General features: G+C 66.8%; 25 protein-coding genes. 13 read left to right on the forward strand and 12 right to left on the reverse strand.

The features are described from left to right. A partial coding sequence (locus QHC78_RS15050; RefSeq protein ID WP_319745928.1) for a LysR family transcriptional regulator occupies window positions 1–349 on the reverse strand: 349 nt, incomplete at its 3' end. A gap of 118 nt (window positions 350–467) precedes the next feature. Between QHC78_RS15050 and QHC78_RS15055 the strand changes: the two genes are divergently transcribed. Together QHC78_RS15055 and QHC78_RS15060 are read left to right on the forward strand one after the other, a co-directional pair. Next, entirely contained in the window at window positions 468–1835 is a 1368-nt protein-coding gene (locus tag QHC78_RS15055; RefSeq protein ID WP_319745930.1) for a Rieske 2Fe-2S domain-containing protein, read from the forward strand. 38 nt (window positions 1836–1873) lie between these two features. After that, window positions 1874–2848, forward strand: a complete 975-nt coding sequence (locus tag QHC78_RS15060; protein ID WP_319745932.1) for a Bug family tripartite tricarboxylate transporter substrate binding protein — start codon at window positions 1874–1876, stop codon at window positions 2846–2848. 28 nt (window positions 2849–2876) lie between these two features. Here the strand turns inward: QHC78_RS15060 and QHC78_RS15065 are convergent, their stop codons facing one another. Next, window positions 2877–3791 (reverse strand): hypothetical protein, encoded by a 915-nt coding sequence (locus tag QHC78_RS15065; RefSeq protein WP_319745934.1) that lies wholly within the window; start codon window positions 3789–3791, stop codon window positions 2877–2879. 410 nt (window positions 3792–4201) lie between these two features. Between QHC78_RS15065 and QHC78_RS15070 the strand changes: the two genes are divergently transcribed. The 4 genes from QHC78_RS15070 (at window position 4202) to QHC78_RS15085 (ending at window position 10392) form a co-directional block, all read left to right on the forward strand. Continuing rightward, window positions 4202–6430 (forward strand): NADP-dependent isocitrate dehydrogenase, encoded by a 2229-nt coding sequence (locus QHC78_RS15070; RefSeq protein ID WP_319745935.1) that lies wholly within the window; start codon window positions 4202–4204, stop codon window positions 6428–6430. A 373-nt stretch (window positions 6431–6803) separates the two neighbouring features. Continuing rightward, window positions 6804–8567 (forward strand): PAS domain S-box protein, encoded by a 1764-nt coding sequence (locus tag QHC78_RS15075; RefSeq protein WP_319745937.1) that lies wholly within the window; start codon window positions 6804–6806, stop codon window positions 8565–8567. Window positions 8568–8713: 146 nt separating this feature from the next. Beyond that, window positions 8714–9691 carry a Bug family tripartite tricarboxylate transporter substrate binding protein gene (locus QHC78_RS15080; RefSeq protein WP_319745939.1) on the forward strand — a complete coding sequence of 326 codons (978 nt, stop codon included), beginning with the start codon at window positions 8714–8716 and terminating at the stop codon, window positions 9689–9691. A gap of 47 nt (window positions 9692–9738) precedes the next feature. After that, window positions 9739–10392 (forward strand): flavin reductase family protein, encoded by a 654-nt coding sequence (locus QHC78_RS15085; protein ID WP_319745941.1) that lies wholly within the window; start codon window positions 9739–9741, stop codon window positions 10390–10392. Between the two features lie 12 nt (window positions 10393–10404). Here the strand turns inward: QHC78_RS15085 and QHC78_RS15090 are convergent, their stop codons facing one another. From QHC78_RS15090 to QHC78_RS15100, 3 genes are all read right to left on the reverse strand, one after another. Then, the gene (locus QHC78_RS15090; RefSeq protein WP_319745943.1) at window positions 10405–11979 is read right to left on the reverse strand and encodes an alpha/beta fold hydrolase; all 1575 of its coding nucleotides are present in this window, start codon (window positions 11977–11979) and stop codon (window positions 10405–10407) included. A gap of 127 nt (window positions 11980–12106) precedes the next feature. Continuing rightward, window positions 12107–12733: a fumarate hydratase C-terminal domain-containing protein gene (locus QHC78_RS15095; protein WP_319745945.1), complete on the reverse strand. Its 627-nt coding sequence runs from the start codon at window positions 12731–12733 to the stop codon at window positions 12107–12109. Between the two features lie 31 nt (window positions 12734–12764). Further along, on the reverse strand, window positions 12765–13634 hold the full coding sequence (locus QHC78_RS15100) for a fumarate hydratase (RefSeq protein WP_319745947.1): 870 nt from the start codon (window positions 13632–13634) through the stop codon (window positions 12765–12767). Window positions 13635–13828: 194 nt separating this feature from the next. Between QHC78_RS15100 and QHC78_RS15105 the strand changes: the two genes are divergently transcribed. Continuing rightward, entirely contained in the window at window positions 13829–14452 is a 624-nt protein-coding gene (locus QHC78_RS15105; RefSeq protein WP_319745949.1) for a glutathione S-transferase family protein, read from the forward strand. On the opposite strand, the gene QHC78_RS15110 is transcribed toward QHC78_RS15105, so the two are convergent. From QHC78_RS15110 to QHC78_RS15125, 4 genes are all read right to left on the reverse strand, one after another. Further along, entirely contained in the window at window positions 14449–14982 is a 534-nt protein-coding gene (locus QHC78_RS15110) for a 3-isopropylmalate dehydratase small subunit (RefSeq protein ID WP_319745951.1), read from the reverse strand. The genes QHC78_RS15105 and QHC78_RS15110 overlap by 4 nt on opposite strands. Window positions 14983–14997: 15 nt before the next feature. Continuing rightward, window positions 14998–16290 (reverse strand): 3-isopropylmalate dehydratase large subunit, encoded by a 1293-nt coding sequence (locus tag QHC78_RS15115; RefSeq protein ID WP_319745952.1) that lies wholly within the window; start codon window positions 16288–16290, stop codon window positions 14998–15000. A gap of 26 nt (window positions 16291–16316) precedes the next feature. Next, the gene (locus QHC78_RS15120) at window positions 16317–17297 is read right to left on the reverse strand and encodes a Bug family tripartite tricarboxylate transporter substrate binding protein (RefSeq protein ID WP_319745954.1); all 981 of its coding nucleotides are present in this window, start codon (window positions 17295–17297) and stop codon (window positions 16317–16319) included. Window positions 17298–17475: 178 nt separating this feature from the next. Further along, complete coding sequence (locus tag QHC78_RS15125; RefSeq protein WP_319745956.1) at window positions 17476–18507, reverse strand: ketopantoate reductase family protein; 1032 nt, start codon at window positions 18505–18507, stop codon at window positions 17476–17478. Between the two features lie 285 nt (window positions 18508–18792). On the opposite strand from QHC78_RS15125, the gene QHC78_RS15130 reads away from it, so the two are divergent. Genes QHC78_RS15130 through QHC78_RS21155 form a run of 3 tightly spaced genes read left to right on the forward strand, consistent with a single transcriptional unit; the run spans window position 18793 to window position 20647 of the window. After that, a complete protein-coding gene (locus tag QHC78_RS15130; protein ID WP_319745958.1) occupies window positions 18793–20022 on the forward strand; it encodes a CaiB/BaiF CoA transferase family protein in 1230 nt (409 codons plus the stop codon). Window positions 20023–20032: 10 nt separating this feature from the next. Further along, window positions 20033–20434, forward strand: coding sequence for a glutathione S-transferase N-terminal domain-containing protein (locus QHC78_RS15135; protein ID WP_319745960.1), 402 nt, complete (start codon window positions 20033–20035; stop codon window positions 20432–20434). 6 nt (window positions 20435–20440) lie between these two features. After that, a complete protein-coding gene (locus QHC78_RS21155; RefSeq protein ID WP_413816473.1) occupies window positions 20441–20647 on the forward strand; it encodes a glutathione S-transferase C-terminal domain-containing protein in 207 nt (68 codons plus the stop codon). 9 nt (window positions 20648–20656) lie between these two features. On the opposite strand, the gene QHC78_RS15140 is transcribed toward QHC78_RS21155, so the two are convergent. Next, window positions 20657–21487 carry an amidohydrolase family protein gene (locus QHC78_RS15140; protein WP_319745962.1) on the reverse strand — a complete coding sequence of 277 codons (831 nt, stop codon included), beginning with the start codon at window positions 21485–21487 and terminating at the stop codon, window positions 20657–20659. Next, complete coding sequence (locus QHC78_RS15145) at window positions 21484–22119, reverse strand: carboxymuconolactone decarboxylase family protein (RefSeq protein WP_319745964.1); 636 nt, start codon at window positions 22117–22119, stop codon at window positions 21484–21486. Before QHC78_RS15145 ends, QHC78_RS15140 begins: the two co-directional genes overlap by 4 nt. Window positions 22120–22286: 167 nt before the next feature. On the opposite strand from QHC78_RS15145, the gene QHC78_RS15150 reads away from it, so the two are divergent. The 3 genes from QHC78_RS15150 (at window position 22287) to QHC78_RS15160 (ending at window position 24905) form a co-directional block, all read left to right on the forward strand. Next, window positions 22287–23063 carry an enoyl-CoA hydratase/isomerase family protein gene (locus QHC78_RS15150; RefSeq protein ID WP_319745965.1) on the forward strand — a complete coding sequence of 259 codons (777 nt, stop codon included), beginning with the start codon at window positions 22287–22289 and terminating at the stop codon, window positions 23061–23063. An 82-nt stretch (window positions 23064–23145) separates the two neighbouring features. Continuing rightward, window positions 23146–24108 carry a LysR family transcriptional regulator gene (locus tag QHC78_RS15155; RefSeq protein ID WP_319745967.1) on the forward strand — a complete coding sequence of 321 codons (963 nt, stop codon included), beginning with the start codon at window positions 23146–23148 and terminating at the stop codon, window positions 24106–24108. Further along, window positions 24105–24905, forward strand: a complete 801-nt coding sequence (locus tag QHC78_RS15160) for an SAM-dependent methyltransferase (RefSeq protein ID WP_319745970.1) — start codon at window positions 24105–24107, stop codon at window positions 24903–24905. The genes QHC78_RS15155 and QHC78_RS15160 overlap by 4 nt, the downstream gene beginning before the upstream one ends. Here QHC78_RS15160 and QHC78_RS15165 read toward each other — a convergent pair. Further along, a complete protein-coding gene (locus QHC78_RS15165; protein WP_319745972.1) occupies window positions 24893–26077 on the reverse strand; it encodes a Gfo/Idh/MocA family protein in 1185 nt (394 codons plus the stop codon). The genes QHC78_RS15160 and QHC78_RS15165 overlap by 13 nt on opposite strands. Between the last annotated feature and the right edge of the window lie 9 nt (window positions 26078–26086).

The following is a 26086-nucleotide window of genomic DNA, read 5'->3' on the forward strand; positions in this document are numbered from 1 at the left end:
GCAGACGCGTCTGGGCCACTCGTTTCTTCGAAAACAGCGTCCCTGATGCGTTCGATGCCCACTTTTTCAACGGCCTGTTAGGTGCGGATGCGTGGGCCGAAACGGCCGTCTCGGCCTGCTCGAGGTCGGCCAGGATCGCCCGGCACGCCTCATAGAAGCGCGCGCCGTTGTCCGTCAGCCGCAAGCCACGCGTGTTGCGGTGCAGGAGCTTGGCGCCCAGGCGCGATTCGAGGGCGTCGATTCGTTCCCGCACCACATTGGCGGCCACGCCTTCTGCGCGCGCGGCCGCCGAGAAGCTGCCCAGGGCAACCGAGGCAACGAAAGATTCCAACTGCTTGGTCTGGTCCATTGCGATATCGCGCCATTACGCCACGTTTGCCTACAGCACTATTGACCCGTGCCTGCCTTGTGCCTACTAGTGCCGGATTTGACAATACTTCCACGCCATTCCGATCGTCGAGGAGAACATGAGCAAGCATTCCGTCCGCAATGCCACCCGGCCTTATGGCGGCTACGAGCGCCAGGCGTCGTCCGCCCCCGACCGCGAGCTGGCCGAGATCGGGCGGGGAACGCCTTGCGGTGAGTACCTGCGCCGCTTTTGGCACCCCGTGGCATTGGCGCGCGACGTGCGGGACCTGCCGGTGCCGATCCGGATACTGGGCGAGGACCTGGTCCTGTTCCGCGACAAGACCGGTCACTTGGGACTCCTGGAGCGCTATTGCAGCCATCGCCGTACCTCGCTGGAGTTCGGGCTGATCGTGGACCATGGCCTGCGCTGCGCCTACCATGGCTGGCACTACGGCGTGGATGGCGCGCTGCTTGATGTGCCGGGGGAGCGCGTTCCGGGCACGCTGGCCCAGCGCATGTGGCATGGAGCCTATCCCGTGCAGGAATTCCGCGGACTGGTTTTCGCGTACATGGGACCGCCCGACGAAAAGCCGCCGTTCCCCGACTACGACTTCATGCACCGCGACGAGGAAGAGTACCTGCCGTTCTGCTGGCACAACCCGTGCAACTGGCTCCAATTGCGCGAGAACACACAGGATCCCATCCACCTGACCTTCCTGCATTCCATGTTCGAGGTGCAGCAGTTCGGCGACTATGCCTACGACCTGCCCGTGATCCAGGCCTGCGAGACACCGATCGGGCAAATTACCACCAGTGTCCGCCGCGTGCACGATCTCTACTACTGCCGTGTCAACGAACTCATTCTGCCCAATATGGCGCGGGTTCCCGATGGCATCCGGCTGGGCGATGCCATTCCGGAGAACATGGCGGGGGCGCCCGGCCAGCGGGAGTCGGTCGAATTGCGCTATCGCCGCCAGTTACCGTCCAGCCACGGCCTGGGCTTGTCGACCTGGATCGTTCCCAATGACGATTTCAACGCCATGCACATGGGGTGGTTGCACCTTTCGCCCAAGTGGAGCGAGAAGGCGCGCGCCGATTACTTGGCCACGATCACCTTCGGCCAGACCGGCGAACGCAGCTACGAGGAACGTCACCGGGTGCCCGGCGACTGGGATGCCTGGGTGGGCCAGGGGCCGATGGCCATCCACGACAATGAAAACCTCACCGCGGCCGATGCCGGCATCGCGCTGTTCCGCCGCCAGCTGCGGGCAGGCATACGGGCGGTCCAGGTTGGCGAAAAGCCCAAGGGCGCGCGACGCGAAGGGGATGGCACCTGTCACACCTATGGTTATGCTCTGACGCGGCCGGCCCCGGCATTGCCTGCCGAGGAGGACAGCCAAGCCAAGCAGGCCTATGCGAATGAAATGGAGCAGGACATCCTGGCCCGGCGGGCGCCGGATGTCGATCGTGCACTGGAGCCTGCATGAGAGGCGTCCGCTTTTTCTTGTCCCGGCCGGAGGTGCCCGTGAAACGTTATGGATTCATCGCATTGCTCTGTTGCGTCTTCGCGCCCCTGGGCCACGCGCAGGCGCCGTCTGCGGCCGATTTTCCCGCCCGGCCGGTGACGGTGGTAATCGGCTATCCCGCAGGCGCCGGCACGGATGTTCTCGGCCGCGTCATCGCGGGCCGGCTGGCGAGCCGCCTGGGCAAGCCCTTCGTGGTGGAGAACCAGCCGGGAGCCAGTGGCATGATAGGGGCCGGGCACGTTGCCCGGGCTCAGCCCGACGGCTATACGCTGCTGGTCGCGCCCAACACCTTGTTCATCGCGGCCCGGCTGCTGCCCAAGGCGACGATGCCCGATGTCGTCAAGGACTACGCGCCCATCATCCAGTTATCGCAAGGATCGCTGATCCTGGCCGCCAGGCCGTCGCTGAACGTCAAGGACGTGCGGGGGCTGGTCGCCCAGGCCCGCGAGGGGCGGGCCCTGACCTACGGCAGCCCGGGCAGCGGTTCGCCTATGCACATCGCGGGGGAGTTGTTCAATCGCGAGGCGGGAGTCCGGCTGACTCACGTTCCCTATCGCGGGACGGCCCCCGCCATAACCGACATGCTGGGTGGCCACATAGACCTGATCTATGGCGTGCCCGGCTCGCTCTGGCCGCACGTGGCCGCCGGCAAAATGGTGCCCCTGGGCCTCGCCCAGACGAACCGCTCGCCCTTGCTGCCCGATGTACCGACGCTCGCGGAGCAGGGCGTGGCCGGGATCGACGTGCAGACCTGGTATGGCGTATTCGCGCCGGCCGGCACGCCTCCCGCCATCGTCGAGAAGCTGAATCGTGAGATCAACGCCATCCTGGCGGAGCCCCGCGTCCGGGACGAGTTCCGCTCCCAATGGGAGATCCCCGTCGGCGGATCGGCGCAGGCATTCGCAGAGCGGACCCGCGCCGACTACGAGCAGGCGGGCAGGTGGATAGCGACGCTCAATATCAAGCTGGATTGAGCTTCAAGCCCGCGCCCCCAAGGCCCGGCTAGACGATGTCGTCCCGGCCGCGGCCGCCCACCATGGCCATCCAGCTGGCGACGAAGGCGCCGATCAGCATGGAGGCGAACGCCCACAGGGCAAAGCCGGCGGCCGCCTTGCGCGCAGTGTCGGCCGCTTCGCGGGCTGTTTGCCGTGCCTGTTCGGCCGCCTGCCGGGCGCGATTGATGATCTCGTCCACCCTTTTTTCGGCGGTAGGCTGGTCGACACCCGTCTGGGCCGATACCACCCGTGCCACGTAGCTGCGGTCCTCGGGGCTGATCTCGCCGCGGCCGAGACTGGCGGCCACGATACGGCCTACCTCGGCCCGGGCCGCCGCGGGGTCACCGGCCGGATTGGGCTGTTCGGCCCGCAGCAGCAGGTCGGCGAAGTATTCCGTCGGCAGTCCCTGGCCGCCGTCGGGGACCGCCTGGCCGGCGGCCGCGGCAGCCGCTGTGCCGGTGCCCGCGGCGATGGACGCGCCCATCCGGGCAGTGCCGGCCGCGGCCGATATCAGGGCCGAGCCGATGAGGATGGCGCTGACGACGGCGCTCAGGGCCCAGACCAGGAAACCGTGCGCGGTATCGCGGAAGTAGGTCTCGTCGTTATGGATGCCCACCCATTTCGTGCGCAGCCGGCCGGCGATGTAGCCGCCCAGCCCGAACGAAATGATGTGGGTCAGAATCATCCAGATGACGGCGCCGATGCCGAGGGTGGCGGCCGACACGCCTTCGCCGGACCAGGGGGACATCGACACGAAGCCCAGTCCGGAGCCGCCGGCGAGCAGCATGAACGAAACCGCAGAGGCAATGACGGCGCCCGCAATGACGGCGCCCCAGGACACCGCCGAGGCGGGGGACTCCTGGACCCGCGCGCCGGCGGGTCCTGAGACGTAAGAATTACCAACGGACGTAGCGTTTTCCATGACGTGGCCTTTTTTGTGGTTTGAGTTACGCGCTAGTTCCAGAACAAGGCGAGCAGGATGATGATGGGAATGGGAACGCCCAAGAGCCAGAGCAGAATGGCGCGCATAGAAGATCTCCCGGAAAGTGGATACTTGGAGGCGGATGCGCTGCCGCGCCCGCCGGCGCTGCCCTGCGCAAGCGCCGTGCCCGCCGGTCGAGCCGCGGAGGCGGTGCTAAAATCTCTACCCACATTTGTGAAAGCCCCGGGGCCGGCTCGTTCGCGGCCCGGCCCGTCCGGCATTCGCGAGGACGCGATTCTTCGAGCAAGGGGTGCCGCAGGGTGGCGCCGCCCGGGCCGGCGCGATGCCGCCCCGCCCGAGTTGCCCGAGAGTTTCTGCTACTTCCGTTATCGAGTGAGATTCAATAAAGAATGTCTACACCGTCGAAGATCATCTACACCCTCACTGACGAAGCGCCGGCACTGGCGACGTACTCGCTGCTGCCCATCGTCCAGGCTTTCACCCGTTCCGCCGGCATCGACGTCGAGACCCGCGACATCTCGCTGTCCGGGCGCATCATCGCGACCTTTCCCGACTACCTGACCGACGAGCAGAAGATCTCGGACGACCTGGCCTACCTGGGCCAGCTGGCGACCAAGCCCGAAGCCAACATCATCAAGCTGCCCAACATCAGCGCCTCGATCCCGCAGCTCAAGGCCGCGATCAAGGAGCTCCAGCAGAAGGGCTACAAGCTTCCCGACTATCCGGACGAGGTCAGGAACGACACCGACAAGGACGTCAAGGCCCGCTACGACAAGATCAAGGGCAGCGCGGTGAACCCGGTGCTGCGCGAGGGCAATTCCGATCGCCGCGCGCCGCTGTCGGTCAAGAACTACGCCCGCAAGCATCCGCACCGCATGGGGCCCTGGAGCGCCGACTCGAAGTCGCACGTGGCCCACATGGATGGCGGCGACTTCTACGGCAGCGAGAAGTCGGCCCTGATCGAGAAGGCCGGCAACGTCCGCATCGAGCTGGTCGGCAAGGATGGCGCGACCAAGGTGCTCAAAGAGAAGACCGCAGTCAAGGACGGCGAGATCGTCGACGCCGCCGTCATGAGCAAGAAGGCGCTGCGCAGCTTCCTGGCCGCGCAGGTCGAGGAAGCCAAGAAGCAGGGCGTGCTGTTCTCGGTGCACCTGAAGGCCACGATGATGAAGGTCTCCGATCCCATCATCTTCGGCCACGTGGTGTCGGTATTCTTTGCCGACGTGCTGGCCAAGCACGCCGATGCGCTCAAGCAGGTGGGCTTCGACGCCAACAACGGCCTGGGTGATCTCTACGCCAAGATCAAGGAACTGCCGGCCGACAAGCAGGCCGAGATCGAGGCCGACATCAAGGCCGAATACGCCAAGCGTCCGGAATTGGCCATGGTGAATTCCGACAAGGGCATCACCAACCTGCACGTGCCCAGCGATGTCATCATCGACGCCTCCATGCCCGCGATGATCCGCGAGTCCGGCAAGATGTGGGGTCCCGATGGCCAGCTGCACGACGCCAAGGCCGTGATTCCCGATCGCAGCTATGCCGGCGTCTACCAGGCCGTGATCGAAGACTGCAAGAAGAACGGCCCGTTCGATCCGGTCACGATGGGCTCCGTGCCCAACGTCGGCCTGATGGCGCAGGCCGCCGAGGAATACGGTTCGCACGACAAGACCTTCCAGATCCCCGCCGACGGCACGGTGCGCGTGGTCGACGAGGCCGGCAAGGTGCTGATCGAGCAGTCGGTGGAAGCCGGCGACATCTTCCGCATGTGCCAGACCAAGGACGCGCCGATCCAGGACTGGGTCAAGCTGGCCGTGACGCGCGCCCGCGCGACCGGCGTGCCGGCCGTGTTCTGGCTGGACGCCAACCGCGCCCACGACGCGCAGATCATCGCCAAGGTCAACACGTACCTGAAGAACCACGACACCAGCGGTCTCGACATCCGGATCCTCTCGCCGGTCGAAGCCACCAAGCTGTCGGTCGAGCGCATACGCCAGGGGCTGGATACCATCTCGGTCACCGGCAACGTGTTGCGCGATTACCTGACCGACCTCTTCCCCATCATGGAACTGGGCACCAGCGCCAAGATGCTGTCCGTCGTTCCGCTGATGGCGGGCGGCGGCCTGTTCGAGACCGGTGCCGGCGGTTCGGCGCCCAAGCACGTCCAGCAATTCCTGGAGGAAGGCTTCCTGCGCTGGGATTCGCTGGGCGAGTTCCTGGCCCTGGCCGCCTCTATCGAGCACCTGGCCGACGCCTACAAGAACCCCAAGGCCAAGGTCCTGGCTACCACGCTGGACGAGGCCACCGGCAAGTTCCTCGACCAGGACAAGTCGCCCGCCCGCAAAGTCGGCGGCCTGGACAACCGGGGCAGCCATTTCTACCTGGCCTTGTATTGGGCGCAGGCGTTGGCCGAGCAGACCCAGGACAAGGACCTGCAGGCCGCGTTTGCGCCGATAGCCAAGGAGCTGGCGGACAACGAAGCCAAGATCGTGGCCGAACTGGGCGCGGTGCAGGGCAAGCCGAACGATATCGGCGGCTACTTCCGTCCCAGCCCCGAGCTGACCAGCAAGGCAATGCGTCCCAGCGCGACATTCAACGCCGCCCTCGCCAAGCTCGCGTAATACGGGAGCCGGCCCTGCCGGCGCCCACGCTTCAGAAAAAGCCGGCATCCCAGCCGGTTTTTTTTGCGCCACCCGCTACCGTGGCGTCCGCTCGTCGCCGGTGCTCCTCCTGTGAAATGCTGCGCCTGCAAAACGTTTCGCCGCCAGGGTGTTGCGTCCTGCGCAGCCTGGCTGAGCTGGCCCCCGGCCTACCAGGGTTTCCCCGGGTCCTTCCGCGCCCCGCCACCGCCGAGAACGAGTTGCGTTGCCGGCGCTTCGCGGCGGCAACGCATGGGACCGATTGTCGAGCATCGCGGGTCGACAATCGTCATGTTGAAACAGTGGTCGACAGGAGATCGGTGTGTCGGGATCCGGCAATCGTTTGGCGCGTGTATTGGAATTTCGTTCGGATCGTTCGACCCAGGTGCTGGAGCAGGCCGTGGACGCGGTGGTCAGCATCGATGAGAACAATAATGTGACCTTCTTCAACGCCGCGGCGGAAAAGCTGTGGGGTTACACCCGGGCCGAGGTGATGGGCCGCAACGTGAAGATGCTCGTGCCGCAGGCGATCCGCGCCGCGCACGACGGTTACGTGAACGCGCACCGGGAAACCGGCCGCAACAAGATCGTGGGCACCAGCCGGGAAGTGCAGCTTGAACGCAAGGGCGGCGGCAAGGTCTGGGCGAGCCTGTCCTTGTCCTGTGTGCGTATCGGCAAGCGCGTGACCTACACCGCCTTCGTGCGGGATATCACCGCCGAGTACGAGGCGCGGCAAACCATCAACCAGACGCTGGAGCAGGCGCTCGATGCCGTCGTCTCGATCGACGAGCACAACAACATTACCTTCTTCAATGCCGCCGCCGAGCGATTCTGGGGCTATGCGCGGGAGGAAGTACTGGGCCGCAACGTGAAGATGCTGGTCCCCCGAGGCATACAGGCCGAGCACGACCAGTACGTGGACGCCAATCGCCGGACGGGCAACGACAAGATCGTGGGCACCAGCCGCGAGGTCGAGGTCGAGCGCAAGGACGGCACGCGCGTCTGGGGCAGTCTCTCGTTGTCCAAGATACGGGTGGGAGACCGCATCCTCTACACGGCCTTCGTGAAGGACATTTCGCGTGAGCGCGAAGTCCGGGAAGTCATCAACCAGACGCTGGAGCAGGCGCTCGACGCGGTGGTTTCCATCGACGGCGACAACAAAGTCACCTTCTTCAATTCGGCCGCGGAACGCCTATGGGGCTACGCGCGTTCCGAGGTGATCGGCCGCAATGTGAAGATGCTGGTGCCGCAGGCTATCCAGGCGCTGCACGACGGCTATGTCGATGCCAACCGGCGCACCGGCGTCGACAAGATCGTGGGGACCAGCCGCGATGTCCTCATCGAGCGCAAGGATGGCTCTACGGTCTGGGGCAACCTGTCGCTGTCGCGGGTGCGGGTGGGCGATCGCATCACGTACACCGCTTTCGTCAAGGATATTACCGGCGAAAGAGAAGCGCGCGAGATGATGAACCAGGCGCTGGAGCAGGCGCTGGACGCTGTCGTCACGATAGACCAGCACAACCGCGTCACGTTCTTCAACGAGGCGGCCGAACAGCTGTGGGGCTACCGTCGCGACGAAGTGATCGGCCAGAACGTCAAGATGCTGGTGCCGCAGGCCATCCAGGGCGATCACGACCGCCTGGTGAACGCCAATCGCGATACCGGCGTGGACAAGATCGTCGGCACCCGCCGCGAAGTGTCCATCGAACGCAAGGATGGCACCCGCGTGTGGGCGCTGTTGTCGCTCTCGAAGATCCGGCTCGACGACAAGATTGCCTACACCGCGTTCGTCAAGAACGTGCAGGCCGAGCATGAGGAACGCGAAACGACCCACAGCGCGATGGACTCGGTGCTTGCCTCGAGCGAGCAGATCGGCCAGATTGTGGCGGTAATCAACGAAATGGCGGCCCAGACCAACCTGTTGTCCCTGAACGCGGCCATCGAGGCCGCCAGGGCGGGCGACGCCGGCCGCGGGTTTGCGGTGGTGGCCGACGAGGTCCGCAAGCTGGCGATGCGGTCGTCCAAGTCGGCCGGGGAAATCGGCGGGCTGGTGGAGGAAACCAAAGGGCGGATCAGCGAACTCGCCAAGTCGCTGCGGCTGCAGGAGCCGGGCGGATAAGCGCCTGCGCCGCTTGCGCTGCCGCACATATCAGCTTTGCCTTTCGCAGTCCTGGGAAGGCGGGAGGCGCGCTTCTATAGTAGGTCGCAACGCCATGCCGGCTACGGCTCCATGGCGATAACCATAAACAACCTATGGAGACGACCTTGAAACGCGCTCTTGCACGCCTGTTGGGCTGTCTGGCGACCGCACTATGCCTGCTGCCTGCCGCCCATGCCCAGTCGGACTATCCCAATCGTCCCATCACCCTCGTCAACCCCTACGCGCCGGGCGGCCCGGCCGACACGCTGGCCCGGGAACTGGCTGCGCGGCTGAAAGAGCGTTTGGGCCAGCCGGTGGTGGTCGAAAACAAGGCCGGCAGTGCGGCAATGGTCGGCACGGGCTATGTGGCGCGCGCCAAGCCCGACGGTTATACCCTGCTGATGGGCACGTCGCCCGGCATCGTCGTCGGGCCGCTGATCGAACGCACCACCTATGACGGCTTGAAGGACTTCGATTTCATCGGCCTGGTGGCGAACCAGCCGGTGGTGCTGGTGGCCAATGCCAAGCTGGGCATCGACAACTTGCAGGACCTGGTCGAACGGGCACGCAAGCAGCCCGGCAAGTTCAATTTCGCCTCCGCGGGAACGGGCGGGCCGACGCATCTGGCCGGAGAGATGCTGCGCCGGCGGGCCAACATCGACATCACCCATGTGCCTTACAAGGGTGCCGCGCCCGCGTTGCAAGACTTGCTCGGCGGCCAGGTCGAACTCGGGATGCTGAGCGTGTCGCCCGCCCTGCCTTTCATCAAGGACGGCCGCCTAAAGCCGCTGGCCTATACGGGAATGCGCCGCTCGTCGTTGCTGCCCGAGGTGCCGACCATGAGCGAGGCCGGGGTCGAGAACTGGAACGAGATCTCGACGTGGTATGCGCTGGTCGCCCCGCGCGGCACGCCGGCGGTTATCATCCAGAAGCTCAGCGCGGCGCTCACGGCGATCAACGCCGAGCCCGCGCACCGGCAATTCCTCGCCCAGCAGGACGGTAGCATTGAAAACATGACGCCGGCAGAGGTCACCGCCTTCGCGCAGAAGGACAAGGCCGCGATGACGGAATTGCTCGGCGCGCTGGAAATGCTGGTCAAATAATGACTGCCGGCCCGGCTTGGCCGGCGCCGGTACCGGAAACAGAGAACATGAAAGAATTCATTCGAGTAGACGGCGAAGGACTGGACCCCGCCGATGCCTACCGGCTTGTCGTCGGCTGTGTCGTCCCGCGGCCTGTCGCTTGGATCACCACGCGCGACGCAGGCGGCCGGGTCAATGCCGCCCCTTTCAGCTCGTACAACTACGTCGCAACCCGGCCGCCCATGCTGGCGGTCAACATCTCGACCCTGGACGGGGAACTCAAGGACACCGCGCGCAACATCGTGGAAACGCGGGAGTTCGTGGTCAACGTCGCCACCGAGGCCGATCTCGAGATCATGCATGCCAGTGCGGCGGAGTATCCGCCCGAGATCAGCGAGCCCGAAGCGCTGGGTATCCCGCTCATTCCCAGCCACCACGTCCAGCCCCCGCGCATCGCTTCGACGCCGGTGCAGATGGAGTGCCGCCTGGACCAGGCCATTGCATTGGGGGAGGGCGTCAACACCCTGTACATCGGGCAGGTCGTGGCCTTCCATCTCTCGCCCGACATCTACGACGGCCGCCGCGTCAACAGCGCCGCGATGCGTCCCATCGCCCGGCTCGGCGGCCCGTTCTATGCCGCGCTGGGCGAGATCTTCCACCGCCCCATGCTGCAACGGCAGCCGGGCGCCGAGCCGCCTTCCGGATCCGGTTCCCCGCGCTGAGCAGGCCGCGTCCTAGCGGCCGTCGCAAGGGCTGGCCTGGGGCACCAGCTTGGCCGTAAGAAGATAATCGGACTGGACGTCGACCACGCACGCTTTCTTGCCCGGTCCGCCGCCCATCGCTACGTGCTGGTTGGCCTCGAAGACGAACAGCGATGCGTTGTCCAACTGGGCCACCACGTCTATGGAGCTTTGCAGGGGCGTGGCCGGGTCGCCGGTCGTTCCCCAGACCATGATCGGTGGCGAGCCGGCCGCCTTGTAGTTCGTGGGGACCGGGTCCGCAGGCACGGGCAGATGGGCGCACGGTCGGTTGATGTTGGCTTGCACCGCGCCGGTCAGGGGCGCTTCTGCGGCTGCCCGCGCGACGATACTTTCGAAAGCGATACCGCCCGGCAAGGGCTGGTCCATGCACGTCGTCCATACGGCCGGCCCCAGCGAATCGGTGTTCGCCTGGGCAGAGGCCGCCGCCGCCAGCACCGTCCAGTCGGGCGGCGTTTGCACCGCCGCGCCGATCGCGGTCGCGATTCCCTGGTACCCGGCCGGATCGCCGCCATACATGCTCAATGCGGAAATCAGGGTCAGCCAACCGGTCGAGAGCGGTATCGGCCGGCCGTGGTAGTCCATGTTTGCCGGTGCCGCATGCGCCTGCGCCAGCATGGTCTTGAACTTGCCTTCCGGGTCGTCCCGGATGGCGCATGCGTTCACGTCCGCCTGGGCGGCGCACCATGAGAAGAACTCCCTCAAGCCCCTTTCCCAGGAAATCGCCTGGTTCACGAGTATGGTGTCCCCGGATTGCGCGGGGTTGACCACGCCGTCGATGATCATGGCCCGGACATGGGACGGGTACATGTCGGCATAGACGATGCCCACTTCGGTGCCGTAAGAGACGCCGAGATAAGTCAGCTTGGCGTCGCCCACGGTGCGGCGCAGTACTTCCACGTCGCGGACCACGTTCATCGTACCCATGAACGGGAAAATCGCATCGTCACGGCACGTCTCGGCGTAGCCGGCTGCTGCCGCGTCCAGTGCTTGGGACGCCGCGGCGCCGGTATCGGCCAGGTCGTGGGAAAAATATTCGGCCAGCGCCCCACCGCAGGGCAAGGCGGCGGAGCCGGGCGGGGCGCCGGATGGCCGGGTGAGGCCGACGCCCCGGGGGTCGAATCCGACGATGTCGAATTTGCGCCGCACCTCTTCCGAAAGCTTGCTGACGAAATCGGGCACGGCCGCCACACCGGAGCCACCGGGACCGCCGGGCTCGATGACGAGCGATCCGATCTTTCCCGCGGCATCGCCGGCAGGCCGCCGTCGCAATGCCAGGTCGACGGTCTTGCCGCCGGGATCGGCATAATCGAGCGGGACCTTGATGACGGCGCATTCGTAACGATCGCCGTCGACCTGCGAACTGACCCCGCTGCCGGGGAATAGGGTCTCGCATGCCTGCCAATCCGGCGCTGCAACCGGTACGGTCGTCGCAGCCTGGTTTTTCCGGTCAACCGGATCATCACCGCCGCCGCAACCGGCCGATAGGAGTGCAGCGATCAAGGCGGGACATGCGAGCAAGGCGGCTCGGGCGCGGACTGCTGTTCTCATTGCGATCTCGAGCTCATCCGTGGGCTGTGGCCCGCATCATATTCATATGGCTCGCGTGCGGCAAGATCTTCGATCCGGCGTGAAAGGAGCCTGGCCATGGCGCGCGGCTACCGCCGCCGGCGCATCCTCAGGACGGTGCTTGCGCCCGTCTGGCGTCCAGCCGGGCCAGGATTCCAGGCAGCCTTGCGCGCGCGTCTTCGGCAAGATGCCCATACAGGCTGTTGCCCTGGGCGTCGATCCCTACCGTCGCCGGCCCCAGGCCCTCCACCCGCAGTTTCACCAGCCGGTAATGGTGCACCAGGTCGTTCCAGTGCACCGACACCACTTCCCGTATCGCCTCGGACAGCAGCGTACAGCCGCCGCCCAGGAACGACAGGTAGACGCAGCCGGTTTCCCGCATGGCTTGCACGCCGGCTGCGTCCAGGCCGCCCTTGCCGCCGACCACCCTCAGACCCAGGCCGCGGATCAGGCGCGGCATGAAACCGTTGAACCGCGTGCTCGTGGTCGGGTTCAGGTAGAGGACTTCGAACCGGCCGTCCACTTCGCGGCTGTAGCTGCCCAGGTGCAGCAGCGCCGCGCCTTGCAGGTCGGTCGGCAGCGGCGCTTTCCGCTCGAGCAGGTCGATGATCCGTTCGTGGGTCGGCATCCCGGCGGTCAGCACGATTTCACCGTACAGGCGGACCTGCTCGCCCACCCGGAGCGAGCGCACCTGGTCTTCGGCCAACGGCAGTTCCAGCGCTCGTATCGTGTTCACGGCTACGCTTCCTTTTCGTGCGGCGTCGAGGTCATTCGATCGTTTCGACCTGGCCGCTGTCATGCAGGCGCGCCCGGGTACGGCGATTGATCCAGCAGTTGAAGCACACCGCCACGGGCGTGAAGCCGTGGCCGGCGGCATAGTCCACGTGCACCGCCATGGCGGTGCTGTCGCCGCCCGTGCCCATGGGGCCGAAGCCCGTAGCGTTGGCTGCCTCTTTCAACCGGCTTTCCATTGCTGCCAGCACCGGCTCGGGGTTGGCCGTTCCGATCGGCCGCAGCGTGGCCTGCTTGGCGAGCTTGGCGGCATAGTCGAAGGTGCCGCCTATGCCTACCCCGATGACGACGGGCGGGCAGTGCTGGGAGCCGGCCTTGAGGATGACTTCCATCACATAGCGCTCTATGGTTTCGAGGCTGGGGAAAGTGAATATCTCCAGCGCCGCCCAGCGGCCCGAACCCAAGGCCTTGGGTGAACAGGTGATATCGACGTAGTCCGCCCCGTCGATCAGGTCGAAGGTGACGATGGGCATGTCCTTGCCCTTGTAGCCGCGTTCGTTGGTCAGCGGATTGGTCACGTGGGCCAGCAGCGGCGGCTGGATGTTCGCCACCAGGTCGTCGAAGCCGTCCGAGAACGCACGCTTGATGTCGCCGTCCAGCCTGGCCCGTGTGCCTATGCCGACGAAATACACGGGTATTCCCGCGTCCGAGCAGACGAAGTGATTGCTGGCTTCGGCCGCGTCCGCGCTTTCGAGCATGATGCGCAGGGTCCCTCGCGCCACGTCGTTGCGCTCGAGCCCGCTGGCTTCGCGCAGCGCCTTCTTGGTGTCTTCCGGGATTTTCTTCAACGCCCGCTCGTAGAGCTGCGCGCTGACCGACCGGACCAGGTCGTAGCTGATAGGCATGTGTCTCCCCTGCGGCGGCGCGGGCCGCTCCTCCATGGGCGGCTCTGGCTCGGACTATAACCATCCGCGGCGGCCGTTGCTATCACCATCCCGGCACAGCAGCTATGCGGCGCGCTTGGGTGGCCTGGCGGTGCGTGGGTCCGGCTTCGTGGCGATATACTGCCCCGCACGACATCGCCCGTCACGGAAAGAAGATGAAACTGCATTGGTCCACCCGCTCGCCGTACGTCCGCAAGGTCATGGTGACGGCCATCGAGACAGGGCTGGAGGCCTCCATCGAGACTCAGCTCTCCATCGTCTCGCTCTCGAGCGTGAATCCCGACGTGCTGCGCGACAACCCGCTCGGCAAGATCCCCACCCTGGTGACCGACGACGGCCAATGCCTCTACGATTCGCTCGTGATTTGCGAGTATCTGGATCATCTCGGCAAGGGCGGGCTGTTCCCGCCGGAATTTCCGGAGCGGCTGCAGGCTTTGCGCTGGCATGCGCTGGGCAATGGCCTGACCGACATCCTCATCTTGTGGAACAACGAACGGCAGCGCGATCCGGCCTTGCAGTCGCAAGCCCATCTTTCCGCCTACCATGCCAAGACGCAAGCCACGCTGGACGCCCTTGAAGCTTCGATTCAGCAACTGGAGCGCCGGCCTTTCGATATCGGGCACATAGGGGTTGCCATCGCCCTCGGCCATGCCGATTTCCGCTTTGGCGACCTCGCTTGGCGAGCTTCCCGTCCCAGGCTGAGCGACTGGGCCGACCGCATGGGCGAGCGGGCATCCTTCAAGCGGACGGTCCAGTACATCCCCGCGGCCGGTGCCTAGGCGCCGGCGAACTCCCGCGCCAGCGCATTGACCAGCCCGCCGCTTTCCCAGATTTCCACCATCTGCGGCGAAAACGCGGGCGACTGGAGGATGCGGCCATCGGCCAGTTCGATGGCACCGCTGGCCGGTGTCACTGCAATGATGTCGCCGTCGGCGACCGCGTCGGTGATGCCTGGCGCGATCAATACCGGCAGGCCCTGGCTCAGTGCGCGGCGTATGAATCCCGACTCGCACGATTCCACCAGTACCGCCGCAATGCCCGATGCCTTGAGCGCGACGCTGACTTCCACGTGATTGTGGTGGGCGAAATTCCTGCCCCCCACGACGAGATCGCCCGCCTGCACCTGCGAGGGGAATTCGAGGCGCAATTTGCGAAAGCACATCTGCCGGAGCAGGTCGAGGTCGAACGGCTTGCCGAATCCGTCGCGCACGGCTGCGAATTCGATGATGCCGTCGTCGCCGCACACCTGGTCGCCGAATTTCCAGACCCGTCCCCGCAAGGTGCGGGCCGAAGAAGCGTTCTTGTCCATGATCGTGCCCGGGTATCAGATGCGGCCCGCGAGCAGGGGGCGCGGGTCCGTAATTTCGCCGGCCACGGCCGAAGCCGCGACGGTGTAGGGAGAGGCCAGGTAGACCGAGGCCGCCGTGCTGCCGTTCCTGCCCTGGTAGTTGAACTGGTGGGTCGTGATCGAGACTTCTTCGCCGCTCAGCACGCCGAGGTAGCCCCAGCAGGTATTGCAGCCCGGCGACAGCACTGCGGCGCCGGCCTGCGCGAAGATTTCGAGCAGGCCCTCGCGTGCCGCCGCCGCGTAGACGTTCTGGCTTCCCGGCGAGATGTACATGGTCACGTGCGGCGCAATTTTCCTGCCCCGCAGCACGGCTGCCGCGGCGCGCATGTCGTCAAGCCGGTTGTTGGCGCAGGATCCCACGGTTGCCTGGTCTATGCGCCGGCCCGCCGCCTGGGCGATGTCCACTGCGCCGCTCTGGGTCGGTGGAATCGTGACCATGGGCGTCAACTGCGACAGGTCGTAGGCAAAGACCGCCGCATACTCCGCGTCCGGATCGCTGCGCACCGGCTGGTAGGGCCGGCCGCCGGCCCGCTCCTCGACATAGGCCAGCGCGCGGTCGTCGACGTCCATGATGGCCGTGTCGGCGCCGGTGTGGAAGGTGGAGGCCAGGATGGCCTGGCGGTCGTCCAGGCTCAGGCCGGCCAGCGCCGGTCCGCCGTATTCCACGCAGCATTGCAGGAAGGTGCCCTTTTCCTCGTGGTCGCGGATGATGGTCTGGACCAGGTCGCGTCCGGTCACGCCGAAGGGCAGGCTGCCCGCCAGCTCGATGCGGATGGTCTTGGGCACGCAGACCCAATGCTGGTCCTTGAGCAGCGGCGCCAGCACGTCGGTCGACATGGGAATGTTCAGCGCGCCTACCGCGCCGATGGAAGCGATGTTGCCTTCATCGGAAAAGACCAGCGAGCCGGGTCGCGCGTAGCCCCGCTCGACCAGCACCAGGTGGCGCAGCCCGGTATTGGGACCATAGAAGTTCTCGACGCCGTAATCCTGCGTCAGTTGCTTGAGCATGTGGTGCGTCGCCGCATGGGGCGAGCCCGTCGCGGCCGCCGGCGTATGGTCGATGACGATGATGGCCTTCTCGGGCCGCGCGAAGCGCCTTGCACCGATCTTGTCGAGGTTGCGCTTATGCATGGGCCAGACCATCTCCTGCGTGACGACGTGGTCCGGCACGCAGTTGACGTACTCGCCGACGGTGACGGCATCGCGGCCCGCCGCGCGGGCGAGGATTTTCTGGGCAATGGTCTGGCCGGTGGAAGCGGGGTGCGGCATGAAGGATCCTCCTGGGTACATCCGATTCAGTTGAGCGAGATGCCGGTTTCCTTGATGAATCGTCCCCAGGTGTCGTAGCTCGCCAGGACGTTCTTGCGATATTGCTCGGGGGTGCTGGAGACCGCAAGCGTGCCCATTTGCGCGTATGCCCGTTGCACGGCCGGCGTGGCCTGGATCCTGGCCAGTTCGCGCTGCAGCCGCTCGATGATGGGAGCGGGGGTGCCGGCCGGCATCACGACCCCGTACTCGGTCGCGTGTACGACACCGGGGTAGCCGAGCTCCACCATGGTGGGCGTATCGGGCAGCAGCGGCGAACGTTTTTCGCTGGTGACGGCCAGTATCCGGATCGCGCCCGATTGCACGTGCGGCAGCACCGGCGTCAGGTCCGACACGATGGATTCCACCTGTCCGCCGAGCAGGTCGGTGATGGCGGGCGCGGCGCCGGCGTAGGGCACATGGACGATGTCGACGCCGGTCTCGCGCTTGAAGCGCTCGCCGGCCAGGTGGACCAGCGTGCCGGTTCCCGCGCTGGCGTAGTTCATCTTGCCCGGCGCGCGCCTGGCCCGTTCCAGGAACCGGGCCATGTCGGAGATGCCGGACCTGGCATTGACCGCGATGACGGCCGGTACCTGCGCGAGACTGGATACATAGGCAAAGTCCTGCTGCACGGAGTAGCCGATCTTCATCAGGTGCGGCAGCACCATCAGCGCGCCGCCCGCGCCCAGGCCCACGGTATAGCCGTCGGGCGGCGCCTTGGCCACGGCGGCCATGCCGATCGAGCCGCCGGCACCGGCGCGATTCTCGACGACGACCGGCTGCTTGAGCGCGTCGCCCAGCGGACCCGCGATCGTTCGCACATAGGCATCGGTAGGGCCGCCTGCTGGGAAAGGAACGATGAAGCGGATCGGCCGGTTGGGCCACGCATCGGACTGCGCGTGCGCCGGCATCGCGTAGCTCGCGAAGGCGCCGGTCAAGGTCAGGCATGCCGCAAGAAGTCGGACGCGCATGGAGGTTTCCTCTCGGGCGGCTCGGGCCGCCGGTTTTTTTGCCATCGGCCGCCCCCAGCCAAAGGCGCCTCTTGAGCGCGGGGCCTGGCGTGAGGGCATTTTTCAATTTCGAGCGATGGTAGCGGGCGCCCCGGCACGTCGATAGGCACCCGCGTGCAAAGCTGCTATGGCCTGGCCGTCAACTTCGGGCCACGGGATACAGGCCCAGCCGCTGAGCCCGTACCCGCGCAAGCGCGTAGACGGTATCCAGCAGGGGCGCCGGCACGCGCAGCTCGGCGGCTATCTCTACGGCGGCGCCAAGGATGGCGTCGAGCTCTACCGCCCGGCCCGCTTCCACGTCCTGGAGCATCGAGGTCTTGATGTGCCCCAGCTTGCGGGTGACGGCGAGCCGGTCGGCCGGCTCTATGTCCAGCGCTATGCCAAGCTCGCGGCCGATGGTCAGCAGTTCGTGCATCATGGCCTGGAACAATCGGTTGACGCCGGCATCGTCGATCAACAGATCCGTATGCGAGCCGGTGAGCAGGCTGACCGGATTGAAGCAGGCGTTGCCCAGGAGTTTTTCCCATACGATGCGGCGGATATCGGGACTGGCCGATGCCTCGAAGCGGGCGTCGGCCAGCAGCCGCGCCATCGCTTGCGCGCGCAGGGTCATGCCGCCGGCCGGTTCGCCCACCACCAGGCGCGATCCCGAGGCGTGGACCACCGTGCCGGGCTCCGGGCAGGAGCACGACGGGAATACGACCAGGCCGAGGATATGGGCCGCGGGCAAGGCGCGTTCGAGCCGGCCATCCGGATCCACCGTGCGCAGCTGGCGTCCGGCCAGCGGGCCGCCCGCGCCGGGCGGGAAGAACCACCACGGCACGCCGTTCAACGCGGGCAGCACGATGGTGCCGGGACCCAGCAGCGGCGCGATCGCCGGCGCGAGGCCGGGAAGCGACGGCGCCTTCACGGCCAGGATCACGACGTCCTGGACGCCCAGTTGCGCCGGGTCGTCGCTGGCGCGCACGTTAGCTTCGACGCGGGTACCTCCGCTGTCGAGCAGGATGCCCCGGGTACGTATGGCCGCCAGTGTGGCGCCGCGGGCCAGCACGCTTACCTCGTGGCCAGCCAGGGCCAGGCGCGCCGCCAGAAAGCCGCCGATGGCGCCGGCGCCTGCCACGCCTATCCTGAGGCGGGACCCCTGTCCCGCTTGCTGCCGCGCTTGCTCCATCGGGCCGGTCTCCTTGTCCTGACGGGGCCTGGGCGATATGGGCCGGATCCCCTTTGCCTGGGCATTATCCCGGCCGGCGCGATGCGCGACGCATACCGATTGCGCATTTCTGCTTGTGCGCGCGGGATATACCGGCGGCGCGCCGGCGTTATGCGCGCGGACGCATTGCAGCCTTGCCGGGGCAGGCAGTAGGCAAGCGCGCGTCCCGCCCCTAGAGTCCGGGACTGCGGCGATGTCGCGGGCGGCGGCCTGGCCGACCGGCCATCGCGCCACGCGGAGGAATGTATGCATCGATCGACGGGCCCGCTGTCGCACGTCAAAGTCCTGGACCTGAGCCGCATCCTGGCCGCGCCATGGGCCAGCCAGACCCTGGCCGATCTGGGCGCCGAGGTCGTCAAGGTGGAGAGGCCAGGTTGCGGCGACGATACCCGTACGTGGGGGCCCCCGTTTCTCAAGGATGCGCAGGGACGGGACACGCGGGAGGCCGGCTATTTCCTTGCGGTCAACCGCGGCAAGCGCTCGATTACCGTGCGGCTGGACACGCCGGAGGGCCAGCGCATCGTGCGCGAGCTGGCGTCCCGCGCGGACATCCTGCTGGAGAACTACAAGGTCGGTACGCTGGCGCGCTATGGCCTGGATCAGGCATCGCTGCGGGCGCTGAACCCGCGCCTGATCTATTGCTCGGTGACGGGCTTCGGCCAGACCGGCCCGCGGCGCGACCAGCCGGCCTACGATTTCCTGATCCAGGCCATGGGCGGGCTCATGAGCGTGACCGGCGAGCGCGATGACCGGCCGGGCGGCGGTCCGCAGAAGGTGGGCGTACCCATTGTCGACCTGATGACCGGCATGTACACAGCGGTGGCCGTGCTGGCCGCGCTGGCCAGGCGGAACGAGACCGGCCAGGGCGAATACATCGACATCGGGATGTTCGATGTGCAGGTGGCTACGCTGGCCAACCAGGCCATGAATTATCTCGTTTCGGGCAAGACGCCCCGGCGCAACGGCAATGCCCATCCCAATATCCAGCCGCAGGACGTCTACCGCTGCGCCGATGGCGAGATCATCCTCGTGGTGGGCAACGATGGCCAGTTCCGGAAACTATGCGAGGCGCTCGGCCGGCCGGAGTGGGCGCAGGACCAACGCTTTGCCACCAATGCAGAACGGGTGCGCCACATCGACGAGCTGTCGCCGTTGTTGCACGAGGCGTTCGGCCGCTACCGGCGCGCGGCGTTGATTGCCTTGCTCGACCAGGCAGGCGTGCCGTGCGGACCCATCAATTCGGTAGCCGAAGTGTTCGAAGAACCGCAAACGGCCGCGCGCGGGATGCTGCGCTATACGGAACATCCCGGCGGGGGACGGGTGCCGCAGGTCGCCAGTCCGATGCGGTTTGCCGATGCCGTGCCATCCCCGCTTGCGGCCCCGCCCCTGCTGGGCCAGCACAGCGCCGAGATCCTGGCCGAACTCGGCTATGACGCCGCGGCCATCGAAGCGCTGCGCGGAGCGGGCGTCATCTGAGGAACGGCGCATGAAGCTGCATTGGTCGCCCAAGTCTCCCTATGTGCGCAAGGTCATGGTCTGCGCGCACGAACTGCAACTGGCGGATCGCCTGCAACTCGTGCGGTCGGTGGCGGCCATGCTGCGGCCCAACCCGCAGATCATGCGGGACAATCCGCTCAGCAAGATTCCTACGCTGGTACTGGAGGACGGCTCGGCCTTGTTCGATTCCGTCGTGATCTGCGAGTACTTCGACACGCTGGCAGGCGGCACGCTGTTTCCGCCCCGCGGTGCCCGCAAGTGGCAGGCCTTGCGCTGGCATGCCCTGGGCGATGGCCTGCTGGATGCGCTCATCCTCTGGCGCAACGAAAACGAGCGCGCGCAGGCCCAGCGCCTGGAGCCGCTGGCCCAGGCCTTCCGCGCCAAGACCTAGGCCGCGCTGCGCCGGCTCGACGACGAGACGCCCGCGCTCGATGATGCGCCGTTCGCCATTGGCCACATCACGGTGGGTTGCGCCTTGGGCTATCTCGACTTCCGCTTCGCCTCGCTGGACTGGCGGAGCCAGGTACCGCGGCTCGCCGGCTGGTACGGCGCCGTGGCATCCCGCCCCTCCTTCATACGTACGGAGCCCTTGCTGGAGGGCTGACGTCCGCGGTCAGGCATACAGGCGCGTCGGGTTGTCGATGAGGATTCTGCGCCGCAGTGGCTCGTCGTCCGTCCACCGCTCGAAGGTCTCGAAGAGCTGGCGCGTATCGGGAGCCGGATCGACGCGTATGTGGGGCCAGTCGCTGCCCCAGACCAATTGTTCCGGATTGGCCTCGACCAGCCGTTGGTGGAAGGGCCGGCCCGCCTCGGGATCCGGACAGTTCCGCAGGCTGCGGTAGGCCGAGAGCTTCACCCAGGCATGGCCGCGTTCCAACAGGCGCAGCAGCTGCCGGAAGCCCGGATCGTCCACGCCGGCCGCCACGTCGAAGTCGCCCATGTGGTCGATCACCACGGGGCACGGCAGGCTGGCCAACAGCGGCGCGATGTCGGGCAGCACCCGGCAGTCGGTCCACAATTCGACGTGCAGGCCGGCATCCGCCACGGTGCTGGCCATCTGCCGCAAGTCGTCGATCGAGGCGCTGCCCGCGAAGTTGCCGCCGCTGCCGCTGCGGTGGCTGTAGCGGGCGGCGCGTACGCCGCGCTCGCGCAGGGCCGCGAGATCCACCGGTGAGTCGGGACGCGCCACGATGACGCCGCGCAGGTGAGGATGCCGCGACAGCGCATGGAACAGCAGCGCATAGTCATCGCCATAGGCGCTGGGGTGCACCAGCACGGCATGCGACAAGCCTTGGCGCGCCAGCATGGCGGCATGCTGGTCTTCCAGCGCTTCGGGTGGCGTGTAGCTGCGCGAGGCCGCGAGCGGAAAGCGGTCGTAGGGGCCGAGCAGATGGGTATGGCAGTCCCAGCCCGTGATGGGCGGCGCAAGCGGGGCAGTGCTCATGGCTGCTGCGCGGTTTCGTCAACGAGGCGGCCCGGGAACAGCGCCGCATGTTCCGGCTGCGCGGTCGAGCCGCCGTGCTGCGGCAGCGGAAAAGCGGGCGCCACGCCTTCATCCAACGGGATTTCGTGCGTATTCAAGGTCATGGCGACCATGGTGTAGTAGCCGACCAGGGCCGTGAGCTCCACGATGGCCCTCGGGCCGAAGCGGGCCAGCGCCGCAGTGTAGGTGGCCTTCGAAACCGAGTTGTACGCATTCAGTTCGGCCGCGAACCGCACGACCAGCGCATCGTCCGGCCCCAATGCCGCCGGCATGCGGCATTCGCGCAGCGCCTCGATGATCTCGGCTTCCACACCCGCTTTTTCCGCTTCGACGCGGTGGGCATCCCACTCGAAAGGCGAGTTGCAGGCGCGCGCTGTGACGAGGATCGCGAGTTCCGAAAGCCGTGGCGGCAGCGTCGTGTCGTAGCGCAGCAGCGCTCCCAAGGCCTGCCAGCGGTCGGCCAGTTCCGGGTTGTGGAGCGCCGCCCGCAGCGGTCCGCGCAGCTTGCCGCGCTTGCCGGCGACGACCTGGTCGTAGACCCGGCGCTGGTCGGGGGTCATGGTGTCAGGCGTGGGCAGGTGGATTCTGGGCATGGTCTTCTCGCTCGTGGTGCCGGCATTATCGGGCGGGCAGCCTACGGCCGCTATGGCCGCAGGTGCATAACTGCCTTGCGCGCCGCCGTCTTTGCCCAGCGTCCCGGCGCTCCTAGACTCCCTGGGTGCCCGCCATGCGGGCCCTGCCATCCGGAACCACGACGCCCATGAATGACTACACGCAATTGCAGCTGCGGATAGACGGCCACATCGCCGTGCTGACGCTCGACAGCCCGCCGGTCAACGCCCTGACCCGCGTCTTGAACGACGAACTGACCTCGGCGCTCGACTGGATTTCGGAAACGCCCGAGGTCCGCGTCGTGGTGCTGACCGGCGCGGGCAAGGTGTTCTGCGCCGGCGCCGACCTGAAAGGCCGGGCGGACGTGATCAAGGGGCCCGGCGACCTGCCGGCGCATTTGCGCCGCACGCGCGAGTGTTTCCATGCCATCCGCGAATGCGCCAAGCCGGTGGTGGCGGCCATCAATGGGCCGGCGCTGGGCTCCGGCCTGGCGATGGTGGCATCGGCCGATGTGCTGGTAGCCTCCGAGCGGGCGATGCTGGGGCTGCCGGAAGTGGATGTCGGTCTGCTGGGCGGATGCCGCCACGCCATGCGGCTGTTTCCCCATTCCCTGCTGCGCCGCATGATGCTGACCGGTCATCGCGTGCCCGCCGCCGAACTGTACCGGCTGGGCATCGTCGAAGCGTGTACCGCGCCCGAGGCCTTGCTGCCCACCGCCATGGAACTGGCGGGCGCCATCGCGTCCAAGAGCCCGGTCTCCACCCGGCTGGGCAAGCACACGCTCAATACGATCGAGGACATGAGCCTGCGGGATGGTTATCGCTACGAACAGGACATGACTGCCCTCATCGCGACGACCGAGGATGCGGCCGAGGCCCAGGCTGCCTTCAGGGAAAAGCGCGCACCGGTGTTCCGCGGCCGATAGCGGAAGCTGGCGGCACCCCGGGCGACGCGCCGTCCGGGCAGGTATAAACTCGTCTTCCCCTCCCTGACGAGTGCCGTCTGCGATGCAGCATCCGAAAGCAACCAGCATCCAGCTGGACGTTACCGCCAGCCTGCACAAATGGCGGGCATTTCTCGCCATCGGCGAACTGGGCAGCCTGACACGCGCGGCCCTGTTCCTCAACAGCAACCAGTCGCTGCTGAGCCGGCAGCTCAACGCCCTGGAGCGCGAGTGCGGCACGCGCCTGTTCGTCCGCACCGGCCGGGGCGTTGAGCTGTCGGACGTCGGGCAGCGCATTTTTCCGCAAGTGCGCGCACTGCTGACGGACGCCGAACAACTGGAAAACGAGATCCGCGAACAGGCGCGCGATGCGAGTGGGCGCGTCACGCTGGGAACCTTGCCGTCCATCGGCCATCATCTGGTGGGCCAGCTGTTCACCGAGGTCCGTGCGCGCTACCCGGGGGTGAACCTGAAAGTGCTCGAAGGCTCGAGCGGCCAGGTCGAGGAATGGCTGGCCGATGCACGCGTCGACATCGGCATTCTTTACCGGTATGGCAGCACGCTGCCGGAACACGAACAGTGCCTTGCCACCGTGGACAGCTACCTGATCGGACCCGCCGGCGACCGCCTTACCATGGGCGAGGAAGTGCCGTTCCGCCACTTGCATGAGCTGCCCTTCATCCTGCCCAGTGCGCCCAATGGCCTGCGCACCGCGCTCGATTCCATGGCGCGGCAGGAACACATCACGCTGGCGCCGGTCATCGAGGCCGATTCGCTGCCGCTGCAGACTTCGCTGGTGGCGCGCGAGCGCCTCTATACGGTATTGCCCCTGCATGCGGTATGGAGCGAGGTCAACCAAGGCGAGGTCCAGGCGTCGCGCATCGTCGACCCGCCGTTCCAGCGGACCGTGGCGCTGGTCTTCGCCAAGACCAAGGGGCCCGGCAAGGCCGTATCGGCCATTGCAGCCCTGATCGGCGAAATCGTCCAGGCCATGGCGCGCGACGGAATGTGGAGGACTCACCGGTGACCCGAACCCGCACGCCGGCCGGTGCCGGCAAACTGTATCTCGTCAGCCTGGGCGTGGGCGACCCGGACAACCTGACCCTGCGCGCCGATCGTGTCATGCGCGCAGCCGATCTGGTGCTCGGCCCGGCCGATGCGCCGTCGCGCTACGCCGCGCAATTGAATGGCAAGCGCTTTATCGAAGCCGGCCATGGTTTCTACACACCCATGGCCCGGCGCCATAGCCCGCGCGAGATGGTCGAGGCGGAAGAGGCGCTGCGGCGCAAGGCAATCCGGGAGTGCATCGGTCACGGCGGCACGGTGGCGGTTCTCAGCCTCGGCGACCCCACCCTGTACGGCCCGCAGATCGGCTATCTTCGCGAATTCCGCGACCTGCATCCGGTGGTCGTGCCAGGCATCTCGAGCTTTGCGGCAGCCAATGCGGCGCTGGGTATGGCGGTAACCGGCGGCCGCACCAGCCAGTCCGTGATCCTGAGCCTGGGCAAGAACGCCGGCGAAGGCTACGCCGGCTCGGACCGCCTGCCGGTATTGGCCCAGAGCCGCAGCGCCTTGGTGTTGTTCACGATGAAGACGGACCTCGCCCGCGTGGTGCACGAACTGCGTGCCGGGTATCCCGGGGATACCCCGGCGGCCATCGTCTGCCACGCGGGCAGCGACGGCCGCCAGCGAGTGATGCGGGCTACGCTCGATACCTTGGTAGAGGTCGCGGGCCGGCAGCCGCTGCCGTTCGAGCACCTGGTCTACATCGGCGATTTCCTGGACGACCCGGCGGGCGATTACCAGGACGCTCAAGCCGGCTGATGCTGCAGGGCGACGTCCGCGTTGGCCTGGGCGGATGCCAGCATCGCCAGGCAGATTTCCAGCGTGGCCTTGGCCCAGTGCCCGTCGTGGCGGGGACGCGTGCCGACGTGCACCGCCCGCACCAGTTCATCGAGGACCTCATGGCGCGGCACCGCGGGCGGGTCCAAGGGATGCCAGCGCCTGGCGTCGTCCGCGTAGATGGCGATGCCCTCCGGCAGCGGCCGCAGGTCCGCATGTTCACATGACACGATGATGGGACCGAAGTGCTGGTAGTGCGGCAGCGGGCCGTCGCCGGCGGGAGGTTGGTAGGCCGCCCCGCCGTACGTGGCATCCGCCTTGGCTTGCGCCTCGGCTTCGGGCGAGGCGACTGCAGCGAGCTTGCGGCGGGCGGCGCCATAGTCGTCGGGCGACTTGCGCTGGCCCATTTCGCCGATCCAGCCTGTCCATTCATCGGAATCGAAGTGCCCATAGCCGTTGTAGGACAGCGAGGCATAGGCGCCCGAGTCGAACCACAGCATCGTCGAATAGGCGCCCTCGGTCGCCCGGCGCGGGTCCCAGTTGCCGACTGCCGCGCGCAGGCGCACCGGCCGGGCCCCCGCCAGCAGCCGCACGATATCGACCTGGTGCGCGGCCTGGCTGAAAATGGCGCCGCCGCCCTCGGCGGTGACCAATTCTTCCGGCCGCCGCGGACGGTATAGATAGTCGGTGTAGTTCAACGCGTGGATCATGCGCACCCGGCCGAACTCGCCGCTGTCTATCAGCTCGCGCGTTTTCAGGTAAGGCATGTCGAAGCTGTGGCAGTGACCCACGATCAGGTGCACGCCGGCGCGTTCGCACGCCGCGATCATGCGGTCGCATTCCTCCATCGCCAGCGCCATGGGCTTCTCGACCAGCACATGCTTGCCATGGGCCGCCGCGATCTCGGTGTGCCGCGCATGGAATTGGTGCGGACTGGCGATATAGAGCGCATCCAGCGCGGGGTCGGCCGCCAGCGCCGGGATGTCGTCGTAGACCGGCGCCGAGAAATCCCGCGCAAACTGCGCGCGCGCCGCAGGGCGGGGGTCGCAGGCCCCCGCCAGCACGATGCGCTCGTCCCGCAGGAAGGTCGGCAGCATCAGCGAAAAGGCGCGGCCCAGGCCGACGATGCCCAACCGCAGCGGTCGTGATGACATGGAGCCTCC

The sequence above is a fragment of the Pigmentiphaga sp. genome (assembly GCF_033795525.1).
GTDB lineage: Bacteria > Pseudomonadota > Gammaproteobacteria > Burkholderiales > Burkholderiaceae_B > Pigmentiphaga.

What these genes read in the sequence shown, in the direction of transcription:
- QHC78_RS15055 (WP_319745930.1), top strand. Translation starts at nt 468, where the DNA reads ATGAGCAAGCATTCCGTCCGCAATGCCACCCGGCCTTATGGCGGCTAC.
- QHC78_RS15065 (WP_319745934.1), bottom strand. Translation starts at nt 3,791, where the DNA reads ATGGAAAACGCTACGTCCGTTGGTAATTCTTACGTCTCAGGACCCGCC.
- QHC78_RS15070 (WP_319745935.1), top strand. Translation starts at nt 4,202, where the DNA reads ATGTCTACACCGTCGAAGATCATCTACACCCTCACTGACGAAGCGCCG.
- QHC78_RS15085 (WP_319745941.1), top strand. Translation starts at nt 9,739, where the DNA reads ATGAAAGAATTCATTCGAGTAGACGGCGAAGGACTGGACCCCGCCGAT.
- QHC78_RS15090 (WP_319745943.1), bottom strand. Translation starts at nt 11,979, where the DNA reads ATGAGAACAGCAGTCCGCGCCCGAGCCGCCTTGCTCGCATGTCCCGCC.
- QHC78_RS15100 (WP_319745947.1), bottom strand. Translation starts at nt 13,634, where the DNA reads ATGCCTATCAGCTACGACCTGGTCCGGTCGGTCAGCGCGCAGCTCTAC.
- QHC78_RS15105 (WP_319745949.1), top strand. Translation starts at nt 13,829, where the DNA reads ATGAAACTGCATTGGTCCACCCGCTCGCCGTACGTCCGCAAGGTCATG.
- QHC78_RS15110 (WP_319745951.1), bottom strand. Translation starts at nt 14,982, where the DNA reads ATGGACAAGAACGCTTCTTCGGCCCGCACCTTGCGGGGACGGGTCTGG.
- QHC78_RS15115 (WP_319745952.1), bottom strand. Translation starts at nt 16,290, where the DNA reads ATGCCGCACCCCGCTTCCACCGGCCAGACCATTGCCCAGAAAATCCTC.
- QHC78_RS15120 (WP_319745954.1), bottom strand. Translation starts at nt 17,297, where the DNA reads ATGCGCGTCCGACTTCTTGCGGCATGCCTGACCTTGACCGGCGCCTTC.
- QHC78_RS15125 (WP_319745956.1), bottom strand. Translation starts at nt 18,507, where the DNA reads ATGGAGCAAGCGCGGCAGCAAGCGGGACAGGGGTCCCGCCTCAGGATA.
- QHC78_RS15130 (WP_319745958.1), top strand. Translation starts at nt 18,793, where the DNA reads ATGCATCGATCGACGGGCCCGCTGTCGCACGTCAAAGTCCTGGACCTG.
- QHC78_RS15135 (WP_319745960.1), top strand. Translation starts at nt 20,033, where the DNA reads ATGAAGCTGCATTGGTCGCCCAAGTCTCCCTATGTGCGCAAGGTCATG.
- QHC78_RS15140 (WP_319745962.1), bottom strand. Translation starts at nt 21,487, where the DNA reads ATGAGCACTGCCCCGCTTGCGCCGCCCATCACGGGCTGGGACTGCCAT.
- QHC78_RS15145 (WP_319745964.1), bottom strand. Translation starts at nt 22,119, where the DNA reads ATGCCCAGAATCCACCTGCCCACGCCTGACACCATGACCCCCGACCAG.
- QHC78_RS15150 (WP_319745965.1), top strand. Translation starts at nt 22,287, where the DNA reads ATGAATGACTACACGCAATTGCAGCTGCGGATAGACGGCCACATCGCC.
- QHC78_RS15155 (WP_319745967.1), top strand. Translation starts at nt 23,146, where the DNA reads ATGCAGCATCCGAAAGCAACCAGCATCCAGCTGGACGTTACCGCCAGC.
- QHC78_RS15165 (WP_319745972.1), bottom strand. Translation starts at nt 26,077, where the DNA reads ATGTCATCACGACCGCTGCGGTTGGGCATCGTCGGCCTGGGCCGCGCC.